Below are 19,369 nucleotides of genomic sequence, written 5' to 3'. Positions count from 1 at the left end.
CCATTAGTGGCTCGGGCGGCACGCCGTTCCGCGTACCCAAGCGGCCATCCGTGATGCGTCGGATGACCGCTCGACGTCAGATTTCCGTACGCTCGGCTAGGAGCAGCGCGTCCTCCACGTCGACCCCAAGATATCGGACCGTGTTTTCAATCTTGGAATGACCGAGCAAGATCTGGATGGCTCGGATATTGCCCGTCGCCTTGTAGATCATGGACGCCTTTGTGCGACGGAGCGAGTGAGTGCCATACTCCTCTGAACGCAGGCCGATCGCGGTCACCCACTCGTCAACCAGGCGTGCATACTGCCTTGTGCTCATATGGTGCGCGTGATCGATTCGGCTCGGGAAGGCATAATCCTCGACGGCGCCGCCGCGTCGTTCAAGCCAAGCCAGTAGGCTTGCTCTTACGTCGCTGGTAATCTCGAACTGGACGGGCCGCCCTGTCTTCTGCTGCACGACGATCGCGCGGGTCCTGATCTCCGAGCCGGCGACTACATCACGAATCCTGATCTTGACCAGGTCGCAGCCGCGAAGCTTGCTGTCGATCGCAAGATCAAAAAGGGCGCGGTCACGAATGCGGCGCTCGCGATCGAGGAAGAAGCGGACAGCCCAAATCTGTTTCTGTGTGAGTGGACGCTTAGTTCCGACCTGTTTGCCAGCGTTCCAAGCTGCACGCTCGCGGCTGGCATCATCAAATTGAGAATAGCCCATGTGAGTTCTCCTCGGCCTTGATTGGCCGGAGGAGAAACGGTGCCGGACACTACGGGGCCGGAAGCTGACTGACGGCTTTTGCTGTTCAGGGAATGGATAGGGACATTCGGCTCAGCAGGTGTTCACGGCTCAATCGAACCCACATGGGACTTTGAAAAAGATCTGGTTTCTGGCAGAAATCGCTGTAGTAATGCCTAGATGTACTTCCGTTGCCCGTAGAGCCCTGAAGAATCGTCTGCACTTCGGCATGCAAGCATTGAAGCTGCTGGCGGACACTGCAAACGGAGCGTTCTAAGATCGACATCGCCAATAGATTTGCTTATCTCGACTTTTCTCGCAGATTATTCTAGCTTGATTGAAATCTCGGGAGAGCTAGGTGTATCTTCAAACATATCGCGTGAAGAATTTCCGTCGGCTTTGTGACGTACAGATCGATCTTGCAGAAGACATTTCGGTGTTTGTGGGTGCCAATAACAGTGGAAAAACCTCCGCAACCCAAGCGATCCAGATGTTTTTGTCAGCAAGGAAGGATCGCTTCTCGCTCTTCGATTTCAGTTCTCACGCTTGGCGCGAGTTGAATGCGCTCGGTGAGGCCGACGCTGCGGGTGACCAGACCGCGTCGATACCTGCAATATCTATTGATCTTTGGTTTGCCGTAAAATCTATCGATCTTCACCTCGTGCTAAATATTCTGCCAACCTCCGCGCATGCGGTGGATGTAGCTGGTATTCGCATCGAGTTTGCGCCGAAGAATGGGCAAGAACTGATGCGAAAATTTCGCGCGGCCAGGCACGAGGCGCAGCAGCAGTCCGCAGCCCTGGGCAAACGAATTGGTGCCTATGTACCCTGGCCGAAGAATCTCACGGACTACCTAGAGCGGGAGCTTCAGAGCGAATACGAGTTCCGCTACTTTGTTCTGGATCGGGCGAAGTTCGATGAGCATTTCCAAGAACAGCCCGATTACAAGCCTGCTCCACTCGTCGCTGAAACTGGCGGTGCTACCCTTCTCAAGACGCTAGTTCGCGTTGATAGCTTGAGTGCGCAACGCCATCTTGCGGACCCGGCATCTGGGATCGGTGCGGGTGGTGGCGGGCGTGCCGAGGATCTCTCAAAAAGGCTGAGCCGATTTTACAAGAGAAATCTCGCGCAGCGCGCAGCGGACCACGCGGCCCTAAAGGCTCTTTTCGATTCAGAGGCCGGCTTAAACGACCACCTCATGAACGTGTTCAAGGACACGCTCGATAGGATCGCGACGCTGGGCTATCCAGGCCTCTATAATCCCCGCCTTGAGATTAAGTCGGGGCTCAATCCAACAAACGTGATGAGCCAAGACGCAAGAGTTCACTACATCCTCGGCGACAGCGACGGCGGCCTGCGGCTGCCGGACACCTACAACGGGCTGGGCTTCAAAAACCTCATCTACATGGTGGTCGAAATTCTCGACGTTCACGCCGCTTGGAAAGCAGACGAGAGTCGACCACCGCTGCACTTGATCTTTATCGAAGAGCCGGAAGCGCACCTACACGCGCAGATGCAGCAGGTTTTTGTACGCAACGTGCTCGCCTTGCTCGATGAGCCCGACGAGAAAGACAGTGTGTTCTGCAGCCAGGCGGTTATTACGACCCACTCGCCTCACCTCCTGTATGAGCGAGGCTTCTCGCCGATCCGTTACTTTCGCCGCGAGGTGGCAGTGGGCGATCAAACAACACGCGTTTTAAATTTGTCTTCTTTCCAGAAAGGCGAGAATCCAAAGGATCGGGACTTCCTTCAGCGCTACCTAAAGCTCACGCATTGCGACCTGTTTTTTGCGGATGCTGTAATCTTGGTCGAGGGGAACGTTGAACGACTATTGCTGCCACTCATGATCGAGAAAGAGGCCAAGAGGCTCGCATCGGTGGCTTTGTCGATCTTGGAAGTGGGTGGCGCATTTGGTCACCGCTTCAAAGAGCTGATCGAATTTCTCGGTATCACTACCTTAGTCATCACCGACATCGACAGCGTCACAGAGATTGACGAGCCGCAGGAAGAAGACCCCGACGATGGCGCGCCCAAGGAGTTTGAGCTTCCGGGTGAAGGAGAGGGCGCTCCGCCTGTTCAACGCTTCGGCAGGACCTGCTTGCCAGCAGCGGACTCGATGACCGCAAATCAGACGCTGATCCAATGGCTGCCGAAGAAGCGCACGCTCGCTGACCTGTGGGCGGCACCAGTAGCAGACAAGCAGCAGGACATTCCTGGCTGCGAGAAGGGCAAAGTGCGCGTCACATATCAAGGCCCAGTGCAGGTGCGCTGGAATGGTACACAGGGTGAGCATTGCGGCCGGACGCTCGAAGAAGCTTTTGGTCTGGAAAACGCCGCTTGGTCTCAGGCGCCCGAACAAAAGTCAGTAGGATTGAAGCTGCGAACCGCTCCTGCCGATACAGCCGCCCTTGCGCTCGGCCTGCACAAGCGGGTCACCGGTAAGAATTTCGACAAGACAAAATTTGCATTGGGCGTCCTCACCCGACGCGACGGCGACTGGAAAGTGCCCACATACATCAAAGATGGATTGGTTTGGTTGCAAGAACGGGTGGACCTTGAGGTGACCGAAGAGGTTGAAGCAGCGGCGGGCGCATTGGCAGAAGCAGCTGTCGCCGAAGCTGATCTGGGCGAGGCCATCCAATGAGCACTCGCCGGATTAGTCAGCCGAATACGCCCGCCGACGAAGCCCTCTTTGAGTTGCTGAAAGCTCCGACCAAGCGGAGCTTCATCATGAAGGCAGGAGCTGGATCAGGAAAAACCACGTCATTGATAAAAGCGCTCTCGGCCATCAGCGACCATTATGGGGCAGCATTGAATCTGAGACGACAGAAGATTGCGTGCATCACCTACACTGACATTGCGGCGAATGAGATCATCTCTGAAGTCGGTGCCACATCGCTGTTTCATGTTTCGACGATCCACAGCTTCCTGTGGACGCTCGCCCGACCGTTTCAGACCGACATCAAGGATTGGGTAGCTCAGCGCGTCGAGGCGAAGCTTGACGAGCTGAAAACGGCCGCTGAAACTTTTGGTCCACGTGTACAAGAGAAGACAAAGCTCAAAAACGCGCGCGACATCGAACGCTATGAGAAAGATCGCGAAAAAATCGCGGTTGTGCCGAAATTCAACTATGGCACCGGCAGTAATTTCCCGAAGGGCGTATTAGGCCACGATGACATCCTCAAAATTGGAACGCAGTTCCTCACGGAACGGGCGCTATTCAGGACACTGTTGGCACAGCGATTTCCGTTCGTTTTTGTTGATGAGAGCCAGGATACAACCTCAGGCGTGGTCGAAGCACTCAAGGCCGTAGAAGAGCAGGCCCGCGGAAAGTTCTGCCTCGGGTTTTTTGGCGACCCCATGCAGCGGATTTATACTACTGGAATCGGCCCTATCGCGGTCGGTGACGGGTGGGCTGACATCCCGAAAGAAGAGAACTTTCGGTGCTCGCAAACGGTACTGAAGGTCGCGAATGCTATTCGGCGAGGCGGCGACAACCTAGTCCAAACGCGTGGCCGCATGGAGTGCGTCAGCGGCGAAGAGCGGCCAGTGATTGGGTCTGCCCGCGTTTTCGTTTTGCCAGCAGACGGAAAGCGCGATGAGTATGTAGCGACAATCCGACACTGGATCGCGGCGAACACCGACGACCCCGAGTGGACCAGGGGACATGGTGCAGGTGTGAAGATGCTTGTCGTGGTTCACAAGATGGCTGCAACACGGTTAGGGTTCGGAGACCTGTTCGGCGCACTCAACGACAACGCGCCTCAGTCGTTCAAGGAAGGGTTTCGAGAGGCGTCACTTTGGCCAGTTCGCCCCTTTATGACCTTCGTGCTGCCGATCTGCACGGCGGTGGCCAAGGCCGACGAATTCGAGATTTTGAGCCTTCTTCGCGCACATTGCCCGCTCCTGAAGAAGGACGATCTTGCTTCGAAGAATGTAGCCGAGCTCCTTGCTCAACTTCGAGCTGCGAGCATGGCGCTCGAGCCGATGATGCGGCTCGGTTCCACAACGACAGTTCGCCAAGTATTAGAGCATGTTAACACCACTGAATTGCTAGAACTCGATCCGCGCTTCTTATCTTACCTCGCTGTAGCCAACGTGGCCGGCGCCGCGCCACGTCGGGGGAACGACGCACTGATAGAGACGGCCCCGGATGACTCCGCGGACACCGAGGCCGCATGTGTTGAGTCGTTTCTCAACACTCCTGCCACTCAGCTGTGGCCTTACCAAACCTACGTAACAGATGAATCGCCGTTCTCAACCCAGCAGGGGGTGAAGGGCGCCGAGTTTGAGCGCGTGCTTGTGGTTCTTGATGATGAGGAAGGCAGCGATCACAAACAATTCTCGTACGACAAGTTCTTTGGCTTAGCCGCACCATCCGACACAGACCGGAAAAATGCAGCGGCTGGCAATGACACTGTCGTTGATCGGACCCGCAGGCTCCTCTATGTCTGTTGCACTCGGGCGCTGAAAGATTTGGCCGTCGTGTATTTTGTGCCCAACGTCGAAGCTGGCGTTGCAGCCGTGCGGGCATCTGGCATCTTCGAAGCGACCGATGTCCTTACACTCAATGACCTGAACTGATAGGTCGCCCCTTGCTGGACACCTTAATTTCATCGGACAGTCAAGCCTCTTGATCGCAGGCAGCGATTAACTCGTCCGAGTTCTTCAACTGCCGGAAGGCGAGCTACATCTCGGAATTGTTGGGCGAAGCATCCTTGAAGATTGAATTGAACCAGCAAGGATTTCGCAGATCTTGGCCAAGTTACTCCCGTAGGCCCCTGAGCGCTCGCGTACAGACTCCAACTTCCAAGTGCCGCCCTCAACGCCCCTTTCCGGTGCTACGCCAACGTCCGCTCACTGCGCTTGACGTTCTCCCCCATTCCCGCAAGTGACGTCTGCTGTCGGGAGACGGCAAAGTCAAACTCAAGGGCTGAGATGGGGCGCGATGCCGCCGTTTAGATTGCGGTGTCGAACCGCACGTCAACTCGGGGGCCGACAGCGGACCGGCCGGTATTGTTTCGCAATCGCCAATAAGCTGCCATCACGTGGCTTCTGCCAAGCAGCGAATATTGCTCGCTGGAGAGCCACGAAGGCATATTTCCACGTTGCTGTTCGACTACACTGACGTCTGATCACCTTGCTTACTAGGCATTGGCCGCAACAAGCTATGTCCAAGACAACGAAACCAATCTTCCAGCGGAACGTCTTTCTGGTCTAGCGGACCTGTGATCGCCGGCAGGAACAGCTTTTCACCTACGTGTTCCCCAAGAGATCGGTACGCCTCGAATTGGGTTTCGGAAAAGAATTGATCCGCGGTCGAATGGTGTGGAAACGTCGGCTCATCGAGCTTGTAGCGCCTGAGATACTCTCCCTCGTTGCCCGTCAGGGAGAGCTTAATGTAGAGCAGGTAACCGATTTCTCGAGACGCCCGATCCGGTCCTTGCGGGTAGAATATCCGGCTGAGCTGAAAGTGCGACCGGCTATAGCCCGTTTCTCCAAGCCTTAGGTCGTCCAAATTTAGATCGAGGACGATCCCGAAATCGATATAGGCGAGCCGTTGCAGGTTTGTCAGCGCGTGGAATGTCATCGTCGGGTCGTTCTCGCCGTCAACGGCCACGATAAAGCGGCATCGACGTTTCAGCAGCTCGTAGATACCGAGGTTCTCGATATGGCCTCCGTCGGAGATGTTGAGAAATGCGCCATGCTCGTCGGCCGTGGCAGTCATTTCTTTCACCAGTTGCCATAGCCCCGGCCCTCGTGCCGTATTCCCTGGTCTACTGAGCCAGAGGCCCAATCGAAGATTGAGTGCCGTGAGCCAGAAGCTCGCGTAGCGTTTTGTCCGCAGGCCCATTTGCGGTGAGACCGCCGCGCCGGACAAGGCGATGGTGGATCCCAGATCGAGGTTGGGATTGGATTTTTCCCAACTGGAAGTTTCGAGATAGCCAATGACGCCCGCACCCACTGCCACAGGTGTGATCACGAACACATCCGACAGACGCCCGCGCATGACTGGATCTTTTGAGTTTGGAACGTTCAGCGCGCAGTTGATGATAGGAAACAGGGCCCGGCGCCCGTCGAACGTACTCAGATTCATCGGATCTGCGGGCTCACCCGAAGGGCGAAGCAGAAACGCATCCGACAACTTGGCGCGGTAGTAATGATGCAGTGACGCGACATTGATGTCGAGAAATAGCCACAGGAAGAAAAGGATGAGTGCCGCTAACCCGGCAGAGATGATGCCGGTCGAGGTGCTGCCATCAACAAAGAAGGTGTAAAAAAGAGACTCGGTCATCAGCAAAAATAAGACTGAAAATGCCGTCAGGAATGCTGGGCGCAGCCGATTGAATTGCGAGATTATCGCCCCCGCCGCGACGAAAGCGGAGATGGTGAGTGCGAGCCAGGTCACGATGGCGCCCAGCGTGACCGGAGCGTAGGTGAAGCTCGTTTGCATGCCGACTACAAATAGACCTGTGAGGTAGCGCACGGCAGCGTGAAACAGGTGCAGGAAAAAAACTGCCGGCGGCAAAAGAAACAGCAAGCCGAAAAACGACATCAAAAAGGATGGTTTGTTGTCGCGGTAGAACGTCTTGCTGGCCAGCGGAATGATCAGAATGCCGCTCACAGCAGCGATTGGCAGAAATGCCGAGAATATACTCGTAACGTTTCCGGGAATGGAACTTCCGATAGCAAACTCGCCAAACGCAAAGATAGAGATCAACAGTGTGATGACCAACAGATTTATGAAGATCCCGTGCGCCTGGATCGTCCCGAGCGCCAAGCGTTCGAGAAACGAACCCGACAGGTAGCTGGCACCATGACGAACTTTTCTTAGGATGAGTGACTCGCCTTCATCCCTCTCGAATGGCTGTTTATTCGCATCCAGTCCGAAGCGAGGGTCATTGTCCGGTCCGCCGAGAAGCTGCGTAAGGAAGCCCGCGGCAAATCCGCCGCCGGAAACACTGGAGATATAGTCGAACTGCGGCAGAAGATTTCTGCGCGCGAGAGCCGCGAGCACGCCGATCGCAAATGTTGCGCTTCTGATGCCCCCACCGGAAAGCGCCATTCCCGCAGCCCACCTCCGTTCCGGGTCTATCTGGTACTGACGTCGCCGGGCCAGGACAAGGTCCTGCTCCCGCGCCCCTAACTCCTCAGTGCCATTGCGAAGCCCCATGGGGCGCCACACCGGAGACAGTTGCAGCTCCTCATCAATGCCCGCATGCAACGGATTTGACGCTCGAGGCGCAGAGTAACCGTCATACCCGGCCATCAACTGCAATGCTTTATCCAGGTCGAGCAAAGCCTGCTGCATGACCTCTAACTCTGCCCGGAACTCGTCGCTGGTGTCTAGGGCGCGGAGCCCTCCTGATCGGCTGATAGCATGCCACCGGGCGGTAAACGGGCGAACTCTTGAGTTCAGTACATGCCACGCCACTATTTCGAAAGTGGTGCAGCCCAGGCTAGTCGCGCAGAAGGATCTGGTCTTCCCGAACAGCTCGAAAATGCTGGTGAGGGCGGCCTCCTCGACGCCTTGGCTGTAGTCGAGAGGCTGGGTGGCGACTCGCGAGACAAGTTCGATGTGGAGCGATAGGGCGGCACGGCGGTCCGCCTCGTTCGGAGCCCATGGCCGGTCACCATACTCCTTGAAGAACGTCTCATCGAACGCCGCGGTGGATGAGAGCGCTGGCCGGATTTTCTTCTCCCAAGTTTCCGTGCTCTTGCCTGCCAAAGCTTTCGTGCTCCCATCAATTCATAGGCTTCAGAAGTTTTCGTGCTGACGCCGCACGGTTTACTAGCCTTTGTACGCGACTCGTTACACAATGTGACACAATTTGTATGGGCTCACAGAGCTCTTTAGGAAGGTCAAAAATGTCGAAACGCCGGCATGTATTCATCAGCCACCACCATGCTGATGATAATCACGTGACCAAACTGATCAGCTTGCTTGGCCGCAATGGTTTCGAAATCCGCAACAGCTCTATCCGTGCGAAACCTTCGAACCAGGCCCGCCTGGACGCCGGAAGAATTCCGGAGCGGACACTCAAGCGGCTGCTGCGGATGAAGATGTCGTGGGCGGGAGCCGTGGTCGTATTGATTGGCAAAGAGACACATAAACGCCCATGGGTAGATTGGGAAATCCGCAAGGCGAAGGAGCTGGGGAAGCGGATTGTAGGCGTTTTCACACATGGAGGTACGAAGGCTGACATCCCGCTTGCCTTGGAAAATTACGGAAGCTCACTCGTGAACTGGAACTCGGACAGCATCATCGACGCCATCGAGGGTAAAGACAGTCCGTTCGAGGATCCAGGCAGCAGTACCCCGCGCGAGCCTGTCCATGCCGCGCCAACGTCGCGGTGCTGAACGCCCTATGCCAAACGTCTATATGTATGTGGTCGCGAGAGACTTCGGCTTTGCTCCGAATCCTTTTCACGGAGTATGCACTCTGGCGACATGTAAGCCCATGATCCGCCGCAAAGCTCAGGTTGGCGACTGGATCATTGGCATGGGCGGTGCAAAACTGAATGCGGTCGGCCGATGCATCTATCTCATGCAAGTGACCGACACGCTCACTTTCGACGCGTATTGGGATCATCCTGAGTATCGCTGCAAACGGCCCGTTCGAAACGGCAGTCGCATGACAATCATGGGCGACAATATCTATCATCGCCCGGTCGGAACGACCGCGTGGGTCCAGGAGGATTCGCATCACAGCCAGATAGACGGCAGACCGGAACCGTCGAACATTCAAAACGATACCCAGACAGATCGGGTATTGATCTCCCGCAACTTTTTCTATTTTGGCGAAGCGGCTCCTGCGCTTCCGAAAAAGATTCTTGATCAACTTAAATACAACAACGGGAGAGGGCATCGAAAATTTACTGTGGATCAAGCTCAGCCATTGCTGCACTGGATACAAAAACAATACCACGGATGTATTAACACTGTCGTTGGTGATCCATATCAATTCATGAAGAGCGGCTCGCGCTACTCGAAGCGCATGGACAAGGTCGTTGAATAGAAAGGGGTTAACTGCGCATGAGCGAGTTTTCAGCAGGCACTTTGACGCTTGATGCGTATCAGAAGGCCGCTCACAAGACGGACAAGCTCTTCAAGTCCGACAGGGGTCTGTCCTTTCCCCTTCTCGGCATCTTCGGAGAAGCCGGAAGCATATTGAGCGAGGTAAAAAAGAAGCAACGGGATCGCACCGCTTATACAGGCTACCAGAAGACGGTGATCGAGGAATTCGGCGACACGTTATGGTATCTGAACGCGATCGCATGCAGGTCAAACATCAGCCTTGCCTACATCGGGCATAACATCGATCGACCGGTGGAAGACTGGCAGTTCTCTGCCCCCGAAGACCTCAAGTTTGTCGATTTGCAGAAGTCGGTCGGAATCAAAGCCTCTGAACCCAGCAGCCAGTTCGAACGGCGCTTGCTCAAACTGGCCTCGGAGGTCGGTCTCCTAGTCGTTGATTTTCAGGCTGGCCGACTGGAGGACAATCAAGCCTCTATTGTTGGCAGGCTCGTAGCCATCCTGCGCTGCCTGAGGGATTCAGCGCAGGAAGCCGGTCTCAGTCTTGCGGATGCGGCAGCCGAAAATCTCAGGAAATCGTATGACCGCTGGCCACAGCAGAAGCGCTATCCAGCGCTGCTGGACGCGAATTTTCCTGAGCACGAACAGCTTCCTCGGAAGTTTTCACTGACGCTCGTCGAAAACGGCGAACCTGGGAAGAAACAGGTTACGCCCTACTACGAAGGGAACCCGCTCGGTGACAAGCTGACGGACAACCGCATGGAAGATGACGACTATCGATTCCACGATGCCTTTCATATGGCATTCGCGGCAAAGCTTGGATGGTCGCCGAATCTACGACGCCTGTTGAAACGCAAGCGCAAGAGCATCGCGAAAATCGACGAGGTCGAGGATGGTGCGCGTGCGGTGTTGATCGAAGAGGGCGTCTCCACATGGGTATTCAACCACGCGCAGCGGCTAAGCCTGTTCGAGAGCATGCCCGTGCTCGACTACGGTCTTCTGAAGTTGGTAAGAGAATTTGTAGACGGATACGAGGTTGCGAGCATGCCCTTGTGGCTTTGGGAGGAGGCCATCTTGTCGGGCTACGACGTCTTTCGCCAACTCCAGGCCAACCGTGGCGGTGTTGTCACCGCGGATCTCGAAAACAGAACGCTCGCCTATTCTCCTAATCCTTGAGTTTAGGTTAGCGACAGAGACAGCTGCGGGCTCTCGCGTCTGGCCTTCGGTAGTTTGTACAGCGTAGTGATCCCGGTAATGAACTCGGTCTGCCCGCCGTAGCTTGGGTGCCTCACGCCGACGGCGGAGATATCGAGGTCCGCTAACGCGCTTTGCGCATCCTTACCGATAGCAACCACATGCCGTGGGTTCAACGTCCGTAGGAGCCACAGCAGGAGGCTCCTGCACGCATGTCGCTCCGCCCTTGTGTGGCATCTGTTGGAAAGGGGGTCGCCTTGGTCGTGGGGATGAAGGGGAAACACGTTCCACAGAAACACGGGAAGCCCGATAGTCTCCAGCATGCGCCAAATGATTGTCGCAGTGCGTTCCGCTACCATTGGTCCTTTCGTCGCACGGGAAAGGGAGGTGCAGCCGGAGATTGCAGCATGGGATGATAAATGGGCTTCGTCTGTCAGAGGAAGCCCAGTTCGCCTGCCCCCGCGATAGCCGAGGTCACGGCCGATCCAGAGCGAATCGATTCCGTTTGTTGTTGCGGCCATGAGTACCGCCTCCAGGTTCTTGCGCCGGATAGCGGGGGCCTCTTCAATATCGTGAACGGCACACTTCTCACGGTAAGGATTGAAGGCGTGAGGAAAGCTAAGCCTTGAAAGTTCATCGATAAAATCGTTGATATTCACGTTATCGATCTCCCTTCCAGCGAATAAGGCGGTACTGACTGCTCAAACTTTGACCGCCATGAAGCAGCATCGAATGTTGGCCCGATCTATGACACAAGGCAGCCGGCGAAGGAATCGGGTATTGCGACGTTCGCGAGAATTGGATTCGGCCTTAGGGTGGGAAACCGCTAGAGGCCAGAAGCCAGCATGGGCGTCCAGCAGGTATTTGATCTGCTCGACGGGAAGAGCTCACAGATTATCAGGACCCCCCTTATAGTCCTTCTCAGGGCGTTGACCATTAATTCCAATAAACCATGCTAGATCATTCATAGCAGATTCACGTGTATCGGATGTTTCAGGCCACCATCGATGCCGCCGATGGAGAGGCTTATAATCAGAGTAACTGCCATCTGGCGGCTCAGCTGATCTTGGCTCAACCGGGGGTGATAGCGACGTTCTGGTGCGAAGAGGAACAGTTCAAGGTCTCGTCAGGACTGGCACTGGTCGAGGGACTCGGCAAGCCGTGCCCGCGGATCAATTCCACAACAATTGCGCGCGTCGACGGGCTGGGTATAGTTCGTCTGCGCACTGTATTTCAGACTTAACTTGGTCGGGGGCGGTTCGATGCCGACGTTGCAGGGCGAAGCGTTCGAAATCGCCGAAGCGCTTTCGCGCGCAATCGCGGGACAGCGGCGAGCCATCGCCATGGTGAGCGAGCGCATTGCCGCCTGGCGTGGCGAACCGGGGCCGCGCTTTCCGTTGCGCCTGCTGTTTGCCGGGCCTACGTCCGTCGGCAAGGAGCTCCTCGCCGCGAGCATCGCTAACACGTTGTTCTCCTCCCGGTTCGTCAAACATTCCTGTGTCGGATACGATGGTCAGCTGCATCTCAATCGCGATCTCAGAGTAGCGAACGCCGAGCCGCTCGTTCTCTTCCTTAAGCTTTTCGATTTCGCCGAGCATAATCTGGAAGCGGTCGAGTTCTTGCTCGCCACGGGTGGCCTCCTGCTCGGCAACGGACACTCGAGAGCTTTTCCGGATTCGCTCGTGATCCTCAGCGCGTCGCACGATTTTTCCGAGAAACTCGCGGAAGCGGAACGGATCGCGCCCGGTGACTGGAGTCGGGCGCTAGCGGCGAAGTTTCCAAACATCGCCGTCGCGCTGGACGCCGCGATACAGCTGGAACCGCTCAGCCTCGACGACCGTGCAGAAATCGTCAGGCGGGAAGCGGATGGCTTGGCCAAACGCACCGGCATCGCTATTGTTGTGAGCCACGCGGCAGCTCGGAGCCTGGCGGCGCAGGACAACGCGCGCGATCTCAGCTTGGAGCTCAGGCTGCAAGTCGGCCGCGCCTTTCGTGATGAGGAGCTCGTTGAATCGCTTCGCGCGGCAGGCCGGACGCTGCTGCTTGATTACAGAGATCCGCGCTTTACCTGGATGGCCGTCGAGGGCGGCGGGACGCAGGGCCTGCGCGTGTCGCCGTCGATCCCCGAACCGGGCCCGCCTCTGCTCGGCGACCGAACCCGGCCGAGGGACTTTCCAGCTCTAGACTGGCGTACAGAATGGAGGTTCGACGCCTTCATCAGCTACAAGATCCGCAAGCATCTGTTCGCCGCGCGCGCACTTCGCGACGATCTCTCGCGGCTCGGCTACACGGCCTGGCTCGATGAGGATCAAATCGGCGGACCCGACGATCCCTATCAAAAGAAAACGAGGGAGCAGCTTATCAAACATCTAGTGGATGGGGTCGGATGCAGCCGCTGCACTATCGTCTTCGAAACAGTTCTGGAAGCCGTGGCGCTGCCCCCCGGCTTGTCGGCCTCCGATTCACATCTCGCGGAGAGCGTCATGCGCACCGGCGAAGGCGCCCTGGTCGCATGGAACTGGCAGAAGCTTGAAATCGATTCGTCCTCGCAGACGATCGTCATTCATGAGGGAAGCCGCGATCTCACCGTCAGCGACGGAGCCCAGGACATTACGGCTTCGCTCTTCACGTGCTGGGAAATAGCGACCATCGGTCTGACCGCCGCGATCTGCAAAGCGATCGACCAATTTCGCAGTCTACGGTGATGGAACCAGTTGTCAATCGCGCTGTACCGGTGTTTTTCGACCGACTTCTCCGCGGACCTCTGCGCCCGAGTCTCCTCGCTCAAGAGCAACCGCTGGCGCGCCGTCATGTCCAGCGGGCGCCGCTCGGACGACCGCGACCTAAAGCTTCGCCATCGCCCACATATGCGGATTGGTCATCTTCACAAGATTGCATATGCACGTCGCTAATATCTGCTTGTGGTTGACGGCGAATTTGAACTCAACGACTGAAACGGGGCGCATAGCCGGCTTGTCGGCTGAGGAAGAAGTATACACCACTTAGATAAGCTCCCTTTTGCGCTCGACAGCCGGCTCGCGTTTGGTCGTTGACTTTACCTACTGCCAGCGGGGACGAGAGGAGTTGCGGAGGATTGCTGGGAGAAGCATGCTCGTCGCACTGCACCCCATGACCAAGGCGGGATTTATGCCGGAAACGCCTACATTGTCTCAGACTCAGATCATTCGAGCTCTCGCGGATGCTCTCAGTTGGTTTGAACGGGAGATTACCTGGGGCGTAAGTCCGTCAGAAATGCGAGCGTTGACGGGGCGGATCGGTGAGCTCTACGCGGCCATGATCACGCGGGGGCAGATGGCCCTGGCGAGCAATCAAAGAGGCTATGACGTCGTGTCGGCTGAAGGACACAGGATCTCCGTCAAAACAATCACCTCATCGTCTCATGTGAGTTTCCGCACTTCCACCTTCGGGGAGGTAGACCGTGTACTTATTCTTCGCGTGAATGTGGACCCGGAAGAGGGAATTTCGATCGAGGAGCTCCTTGACAAGCCTGCAGCCGAAGCGAGAGCGCTTTGCCGCGAAGCAGAGGGACTGTTCCGATACCTCATTGGGCACCCAGATAACTCGGGGGATAACGTCGAGCGGGGGGATCTGCGTATCACTGCACGCGCGACGTATGAGGGGTACGAAATAGTCAGATACGAAAATGCCGCTATCAGAATTCTTCGAGACGGAGTACCCTTGGACATTAACGTAAAGGGGTTCCTGCGTCCTATCGCATTGGATCTCGGCCTACCGCTCGAGCGGGACTCAGGTGTTCGTTTGAATACCCAGCAGCTTGGTGCCAATGTCATTCGAGCCCTCTGCGACCGCGCCGAAGTAGAAGATCCAGAAGGCGATGTGATCGTGGCCGACTTTCGCCAAGCCAGTAGCGAGCTCGCTGCCAATTCAGAGGTACTGGAGTTCGGATCGGATCGGGTACCGGAAAGGCGGCGTCGCTCTGAAAACGTCGATGCTCCAGAAAGTCTGCGGGTACTCGAACGAGCGCACTACGGCGATTTCGAGATCGTCCGCTATGAAAACTTGGCGATAGGCATTTTGCGGCTTGGCATGCCCCAAAACATAAACGTGAAGGGGTTTTTACGTCCGATCGCAAACGAATTGAGCCTTCCGTTATTCAACAAGTTTGGGACGCCCTTGAATACCCGACAGTTGGGTGCTGAAGTTATCAGAGCCCTAATAGCAAAAACACCATCCGGTCGTGCCAGCTAACGGCGTGCGGGACAGCCGCTTCGTCGGCAATCGGATGTCTGCTATTGGCGCTTTCTGCTGGACCCATAAACCGGCACATTGGGCGCTAAGCGGTCGCTCGACCTGGGCACGTCATTCGCGCGCTTGACGTCTGGGGTATGCTGCGCCGACTTGATCCCTAGCAATGCAATCGTTATTCACCTCAGCCGCCTGAGGTATCCTTGCTTTCTGCCCTGTTTATCCCCCGCTTCGCGGCATATTCCAACAGAGCAAGCTCGATAACAGCAGTGACTGAACGCCTCTCGGCTTCTGCAATTTTTTGGGCGAGTACGAGGATCTCAGGATCGATCCTTGTTGTGAAGGGCTTCTTTGCCATCGCCATTCTTGCTTGCGTTCCACTTTCGAAGAGAGCATAAAAATGCACGTGCATCGCACGTGCGGCCGAACTCGGTGCTGGAACACCTTGTTCGGCCTGGCCACCACCCAAGCTGTAAGGAGCTCGGATCATGGTTGATTCTGAGACTAGCACGAGTCTGCCCGGATTATCGCGGAGGGACGTTCTCTCCACCTTAACGGCCGCAGTAAGCAGCGCTACTGTGGGTCATCCGAGTGCCAAGCAAATGTTAACGGCGCCGCGCCAAGACCCAGCTCTCGTCGCCTGGCAATCCTGGCACACAGCTTCACGCAGAGCGCTCGCACTCTGTCGCAAGCAACAGCGCCTGGAGACAGAGCTCATCCGAACGATTGGCTTTCCGTCGATCACCCTGAACCTGTCGACACTCGACAAACCGGTCCAAATCGCAACTGTGGAAGCCTTCGAGGACCTTGCGGTGGCCGAACCATCAATCAGGTATTTGCGGAATTACGTCGAGGCGGAGCTGTTTGCCCAAGAAGCCAAATGGGATGCAGCCGACCGCCGGATCGGGTACTCAGCCGCTGTGCGAGCGGAGGAACTGGCCCTGTCTCACGAAGAACGACTCGCCGCTGAACTATTCGCCGCCGATGCTCTCACGATTCCCGGTGTTATCGCTAAGCTTGAGGCTTTGATTGCTCTCGATGCTCCTAGCGAGGACGCGGATGAGCGGCCGTGGCCACAACTTCGGCGCATACGTGCTGAACTCATTCATATGTATCGAAGGCACAATGGTGCGGCAGCCTGAATAGGATGTCTAGCAAACCCTCGCCCATTTTCCATTCGATACAGCGCGCGGGCGTGCGCCAATCTCCTCGACGCATGCCTGTGGCCACCAGGAACCGTCCACTATTTCTCTTTGATTTCAGTTGCTTATGCTTTCCTTCTTATCGATCCTGGTTCCGTCAACTTGCAATCGACGTGGAACAGCGCAACCATGGTCTCCGATATTCGTTCACAGCACGCTAATATACATCGGCTCGTCGAGCCGGAACTGCGCTTGGAGTGCCGTGACGCCGTTCCCGACCGCCGGCTGGTCGACCTGGTCCGCTTGCTTGCTCGTCACGCCGCGCGCGAGGTTTACGAACAACAGACACTCAAGGGGCGCCGCAAAACCCGCTCCTGATCCTGAGGGAGATTGATCCTTGAAGGTCGCGATTTACGCCCGCTACTCATCCGACAACCAGCGCGACGCTTCCATTGCCGACCAGCTTCGCATCTGCCGCCGCCATGCCGAACGGCAAGGCTGGGAGATCGAGGAGGAATATACCGACCATGCGATATCCGGTGCCTCCCTCCTTCGTCCCGGCATCCAGGCCCTGATCTCAGACGCAACCCACGGCCGCTTCCAGTTGGTGCTTGCCGAGGCAATGGATCGCCTTTCGCGCGATCAGGAGGACATCGCCGGCTTCTTCAAGCGCATGGCCTATTCGGAGGTAAAGCTTCATACCCTCTCCGAGGGCGAGGTCTCGCACCTGCATGTCGGCCTCAAAGGCACGATGAACGCCTTGTTCCTGAAGGATCTCGCCGACAAGACGAGGCGCGGGCAGCGTGGCCGGATCGAGCAGGGCAAGGTCGGCGGCGGCAACGCCTATGGCTATGACGTAGTCAGGAAGGTCGACGGCGGCGAACTCGCCCGCGGCGAGCGCACCATTAATGAACAGCAGGCACAGGTAATCCGGCGCATCTTTCGCGACTACGCCGGCGGTAAGTCGGCTAAGCGCATTGCCCATGAGTTGAACAGGGACGGCATTGTTGGCCCTGGTGGCGGCGATTGGGGGGCCAGCACCATCAACGGCAATCCCAAGCGCGGCAATGGCATCCTCAACAATGAACTCTATGTCGGCAAGCTCGTCTGGAACCGGCAGCGCTTCATCAAGGATCCCGATACGGGAAAGCGTCAGGCGCGAGGCAATCCCCAGTCGGAATGGGTCACGCAAGACGTACCGGAACTGCGCATCCTGGATGACGACCTCTGGCAAGCCGCAAAGAAGCGCCAGAGCACCATAAAGGACCTCCGCGTCGTCGATGCCCAGCCAGGGAACCATTTCCGCGATCGGCGCAGGCCCAAATATCTCCTTTCCGGGCTGATCAAATGTGGCTGTTGTGGAGGCGGCTATTCGATGATCTCGGCCGACCTGCTCGGCTGTTCGACCGCCCGCAACAAGGGCACCTGCGACAATCGCTACAATATTCGGCGCGACCGGCTCGAGAGCCGCGTCCTTGATGGCCTGCGCCATCATCTAATGGAGCCAGCCCTCTTCAAAGAGTTTTGTGAAGAGTTCACCCGGGAGATGAACCGGCTACGCACGCAAGGACGGGCATCAATCGACGCGGCAGAAGACGAGGTTCGCAAGATCGACCGCGAGCTCGATACGCTCGTCAATCTGATCCTGAAGGGCGGAGCTGCTGACCGGCTCAACGCAAAAATGCTGGCACTCGAGAGCCGGCAAAAGGAATTGCAGCAGTTTCTCGAAGACGCCGCTGAACCACCTCCTTTGCTACATCCCAACATGACGAAGCATTACCGGATCCAGGTCGAGCATCTCTATGCGGCGCTCAACGACAATTCCCAGGGACATCGCATAATGGCGGCCGAGCAGATCCGCTCGTTGATAAAGGAGATCGTGCTGACGCCAGAGAACGGCGAACTTCAGATCGACGTTCGCGGTGATCTGGCTGGAATCCTTGCCATATCCCTGGAACGCAAAAAGCCCGCCGGAGAGGCGGGCAAATCGCAAGTTAAGATGGTTGCGGGGGCAGGATTTGAACCTGCGGCCTTCAGGTTATGAGCCTGACGAGCTACCGGGCTGCTCCACCCCGCGGCAGGTAATTTACATGGTATTCGAGATTTTTGCTTTGCAGGCCTGGCAACGACCTACTCTCCCAGGTCTTGAGACATAGTACCATCGGCGCTGAGGAGTTTAACGGCCGAGTTCGGGATGGGATCGGGTTGAGGCTCCTCGCTAGTGCCACCAGGCCGGCGAAGCAAAATCTGAAGCAAGAATGGAATATTCCAGGTCACTGTCGGTATTTTTCACCGCGAGTGAGTATTGATAAATGAGAGCGATCAAGCCGATCAAGCTATTAGTACCGGTAAGCTGCACGGATCGCTCCGCTTCCACACCCGGCCTATCAACGTGGTGGTCTACCACGGCTTTCGAGGGAGAACTCATCTTGAGGTGGGTTTCCCGCTTAGATGCCTTCAGCGGTTATCCCGACCGTACATAGCTACCCTGCACTGCGGCTGGCGCCACAACAGGTCCACCAGAGGTACGTCCATCCCGGTCCTCTCGTACTAAGGACAGATCCTCTCAATTCTCCTACGCCCACGCCAGATAGGGACCAAACTGTCTCACGACGTTTTGAACCCAACTCACGTACCACTTTAATCGGCGAACAGCCGAACCCTTGGGACCTTCTCCAGCCCCAGGATGTGATGAGTCGACATCGAGGTGCCAAACGATTCCGTCGATATGGACTCTTGGGAATCATCAGCCTGTTATCCCCGGCGTACCTTTTATTCGTTGAGCGATGGCCGTTCCACAACGGACCACCGGATCACTATGGCCGACTTTCGTCTCTGCTCGACTTGTCAGTCTCGCAGTCAGGCGGGCTTATGCCATTGCACTCGACGACCGATTTCCGACCGGTCTGAGCCCACCGTCGCACGCCTCCGTTACTCTTTGGGAGGCGACCGCCCCAGTCAAACTACCCACCATACACTGTCCCGGGCCCGGATGACGGGTCGCGGTTAGACATCCATGATCGTAAGGGTGGTATTTCAAGGG

At 56.6% G+C, this 19,369-nt stretch carries 15 protein-coding genes, 1 tRNA gene, 2 rRNA genes and 1 pseudogene (1 of these 19 cut by a window edge); 10 read left to right on the top strand and 9 right to left on the bottom strand.

From position 1 onward, the window contains the following. Positions 1-76: 76 nt before the first annotated feature. A complete protein-coding gene (locus ACN6KF_RS27660; RefSeq protein WP_434960119.1) occupies positions 77-709 on the bottom strand; it encodes a tyrosine-type recombinase/integrase in 633 nt (210 codons plus the stop codon). A 376-nt stretch (positions 710-1,085) separates the two neighbouring features. Between ACN6KF_RS27660 and ACN6KF_RS27655 the strand changes: the two genes are divergently transcribed. Next, a complete protein-coding gene (locus ACN6KF_RS27655; RefSeq protein WP_434960118.1) occupies positions 1,086-3,371 on the top strand; it encodes an ATP-dependent nuclease in 2,286 nt (761 codons plus the stop codon). Next, complete coding sequence (locus ACN6KF_RS27650) at positions 3,368-5,311, top strand: UvrD-helicase domain-containing protein (RefSeq protein ID WP_434960117.1); 1,944 nt, start codon at positions 3,368-3,370, stop codon at positions 5,309-5,311. The genes ACN6KF_RS27655 and ACN6KF_RS27650 overlap by 4 nt, the downstream gene beginning before the upstream one ends. 535 nt (positions 5,312-5,846) lie before the next feature. Here the strand turns inward: ACN6KF_RS27650 and ACN6KF_RS27645 are convergent. Then, positions 5,847-8,456, bottom strand: a complete 2,610-nt coding sequence (locus ACN6KF_RS27645; RefSeq protein WP_434960116.1) for a patatin-like phospholipase family protein — start codon at positions 8,454-8,456, stop codon at positions 5,847-5,849. A 140-nt stretch (positions 8,457-8,596) separates the two neighbouring features. Between ACN6KF_RS27645 and ACN6KF_RS27640 the strand changes: the two genes are divergently transcribed. The 3 genes from ACN6KF_RS27640 to ACN6KF_RS27630 are packed head-to-tail and all read left to right on the top strand — an operon-like array spanning position 8,597 to position 10,939. Beyond that, positions 8,597-9,088: a TIR domain-containing protein gene (locus ACN6KF_RS27640; RefSeq protein ID WP_434960115.1), complete on the top strand. Its 492-nt coding sequence runs from the start codon at positions 8,597-8,599 to the stop codon at positions 9,086-9,088. Further along, positions 9,063-9,746, top strand: a complete 684-nt coding sequence (locus tag ACN6KF_RS27635) for an Nmad2 family putative nucleotide modification protein (protein WP_434960114.1) — start codon at positions 9,063-9,065, stop codon at positions 9,744-9,746. Before ACN6KF_RS27640 ends, ACN6KF_RS27635 begins: the two co-directional genes overlap by 26 nt. A gap of 17 nt (positions 9,747-9,763) precedes the next feature. Beyond that, positions 9,764-10,939 carry a nucleoside triphosphate pyrophosphohydrolase family protein gene (locus ACN6KF_RS27630; protein WP_434960113.1) on the top strand — a complete coding sequence of 392 codons (1,176 nt, stop codon included), beginning with the start codon at positions 9,764-9,766 and terminating at the stop codon, positions 10,937-10,939. Positions 10,940-10,941: 2 nt separating this feature from the next. On the opposite strand, the gene ACN6KF_RS27625 is transcribed toward ACN6KF_RS27630, so the two are convergent. Then, complete coding sequence (locus tag ACN6KF_RS27625; RefSeq protein ID WP_434960112.1) at positions 10,942-11,616, bottom strand: uracil-DNA glycosylase; 675 nt, start codon at positions 11,614-11,616, stop codon at positions 10,942-10,944. Between the two features lie 329 nt (positions 11,617-11,945). Here ACN6KF_RS27625 and ACN6KF_RS27620 point away from each other — a divergent pair, with 329 nt between their 5' ends. The 3 genes from ACN6KF_RS27620 to ACN6KF_RS27610 all read left to right on the top strand — a co-directional run bounded on the left by ACN6KF_RS27620 (position 11,946) and on the right by ACN6KF_RS27610 (position 15,187). Continuing rightward, the gene (locus tag ACN6KF_RS27620) at positions 11,946-12,200 is read left to right on the top strand and encodes a hypothetical protein (protein ID WP_434960111.1); all 255 of its coding nucleotides are present in this window, start codon (positions 11,946-11,948) and stop codon (positions 12,198-12,200) included. Between the two features lie 19 nt (positions 12,201-12,219). Further along, positions 12,220-13,662: a P-loop NTPase family protein gene (locus tag ACN6KF_RS27615; RefSeq protein WP_434960110.1), complete on the top strand. Its 1,443-nt coding sequence runs from the start codon at positions 12,220-12,222 to the stop codon at positions 13,660-13,662. Positions 13,663-14,065: 403 nt separating this feature from the next. Next, positions 14,066-15,187, top strand: coding sequence for a DUF6998 domain-containing protein (locus ACN6KF_RS27610; protein WP_434960109.1), 1,122 nt, complete (start codon positions 14,066-14,068; stop codon positions 15,185-15,187). A 181-nt stretch (positions 15,188-15,368) separates the two neighbouring features. Here ACN6KF_RS27610 and ACN6KF_RS27605 read toward each other — a convergent pair whose 3' ends face one another. Then, on the bottom strand, positions 15,369-15,674 hold the full coding sequence (locus tag ACN6KF_RS27605; protein ID WP_434960108.1) for a type II toxin-antitoxin system antitoxin: 306 nt from the start codon (positions 15,672-15,674) through the stop codon (positions 15,369-15,371). On the opposite strand from ACN6KF_RS27605, the gene ACN6KF_RS27600 reads away from it, so the two are divergent. Then, positions 15,673-16,326, top strand: coding sequence for a hypothetical protein (locus ACN6KF_RS27600; protein WP_434960107.1), 654 nt, complete (start codon positions 15,673-15,675; stop codon positions 16,324-16,326). The genes ACN6KF_RS27605 and ACN6KF_RS27600 overlap by 2 nt on opposite strands. A 207-nt stretch (positions 16,327-16,533) precedes the next feature. Here the strand turns inward: ACN6KF_RS27600 and ACN6KF_RS27595 are convergent, their stop codons facing one another. Next, entirely contained in the window at positions 16,534-16,668 is a 135-nt protein-coding gene (locus ACN6KF_RS27595; protein WP_434960106.1) for a hypothetical protein, read from the bottom strand. Between the two features lie 55 nt (positions 16,669-16,723). Here ACN6KF_RS27595 and ACN6KF_RS27590 point away from each other — a divergent pair. Beyond that, positions 16,724-17,755 (top strand): annotated as a pseudogene (locus ACN6KF_RS27590) (recombinase family protein); the annotation flags it as partial. A gap of 324 nt (positions 17,756-18,079) precedes the next feature. Here ACN6KF_RS27590 and ACN6KF_RS27585 read toward each other — a convergent pair. The 4 genes from ACN6KF_RS27585 to ACN6KF_RS27570 all read right to left on the bottom strand — a co-directional run. Next, positions 18,080-18,319, bottom strand: a complete 240-nt coding sequence (locus ACN6KF_RS27585; protein ID WP_434960105.1) for a hypothetical protein — start codon at positions 18,317-18,319, stop codon at positions 18,080-18,082. A 7-nt stretch (positions 18,320-18,326) separates the two neighbouring features. Next, positions 18,327-18,403: transfer RNA gene (locus ACN6KF_RS27580), tRNA-Met, on the bottom strand. A gap of 40 nt (positions 18,404-18,443) precedes the next feature. Beyond that, a 5S ribosomal RNA gene (gene rrf, locus ACN6KF_RS27575) occupies positions 18,444-18,558 on the bottom strand. A gap of 86 nt (positions 18,559-18,644) precedes the next feature. After that, positions 18,645-19,369: ribosomal RNA gene (locus ACN6KF_RS27570) — 23S ribosomal RNA — on the bottom strand; it runs 2,101 nt beyond the window's last position.

This window comes from Labrys methylaminiphilus subsp. lupini, assembly GCF_051161885.1.
In the GTDB taxonomy this organism is placed as follows: domain Bacteria; phylum Pseudomonadota; class Alphaproteobacteria; order Rhizobiales; family Labraceae; genus Labrys.
This window is presented reverse-complemented; position numbering and strand designations above follow the sequence as displayed.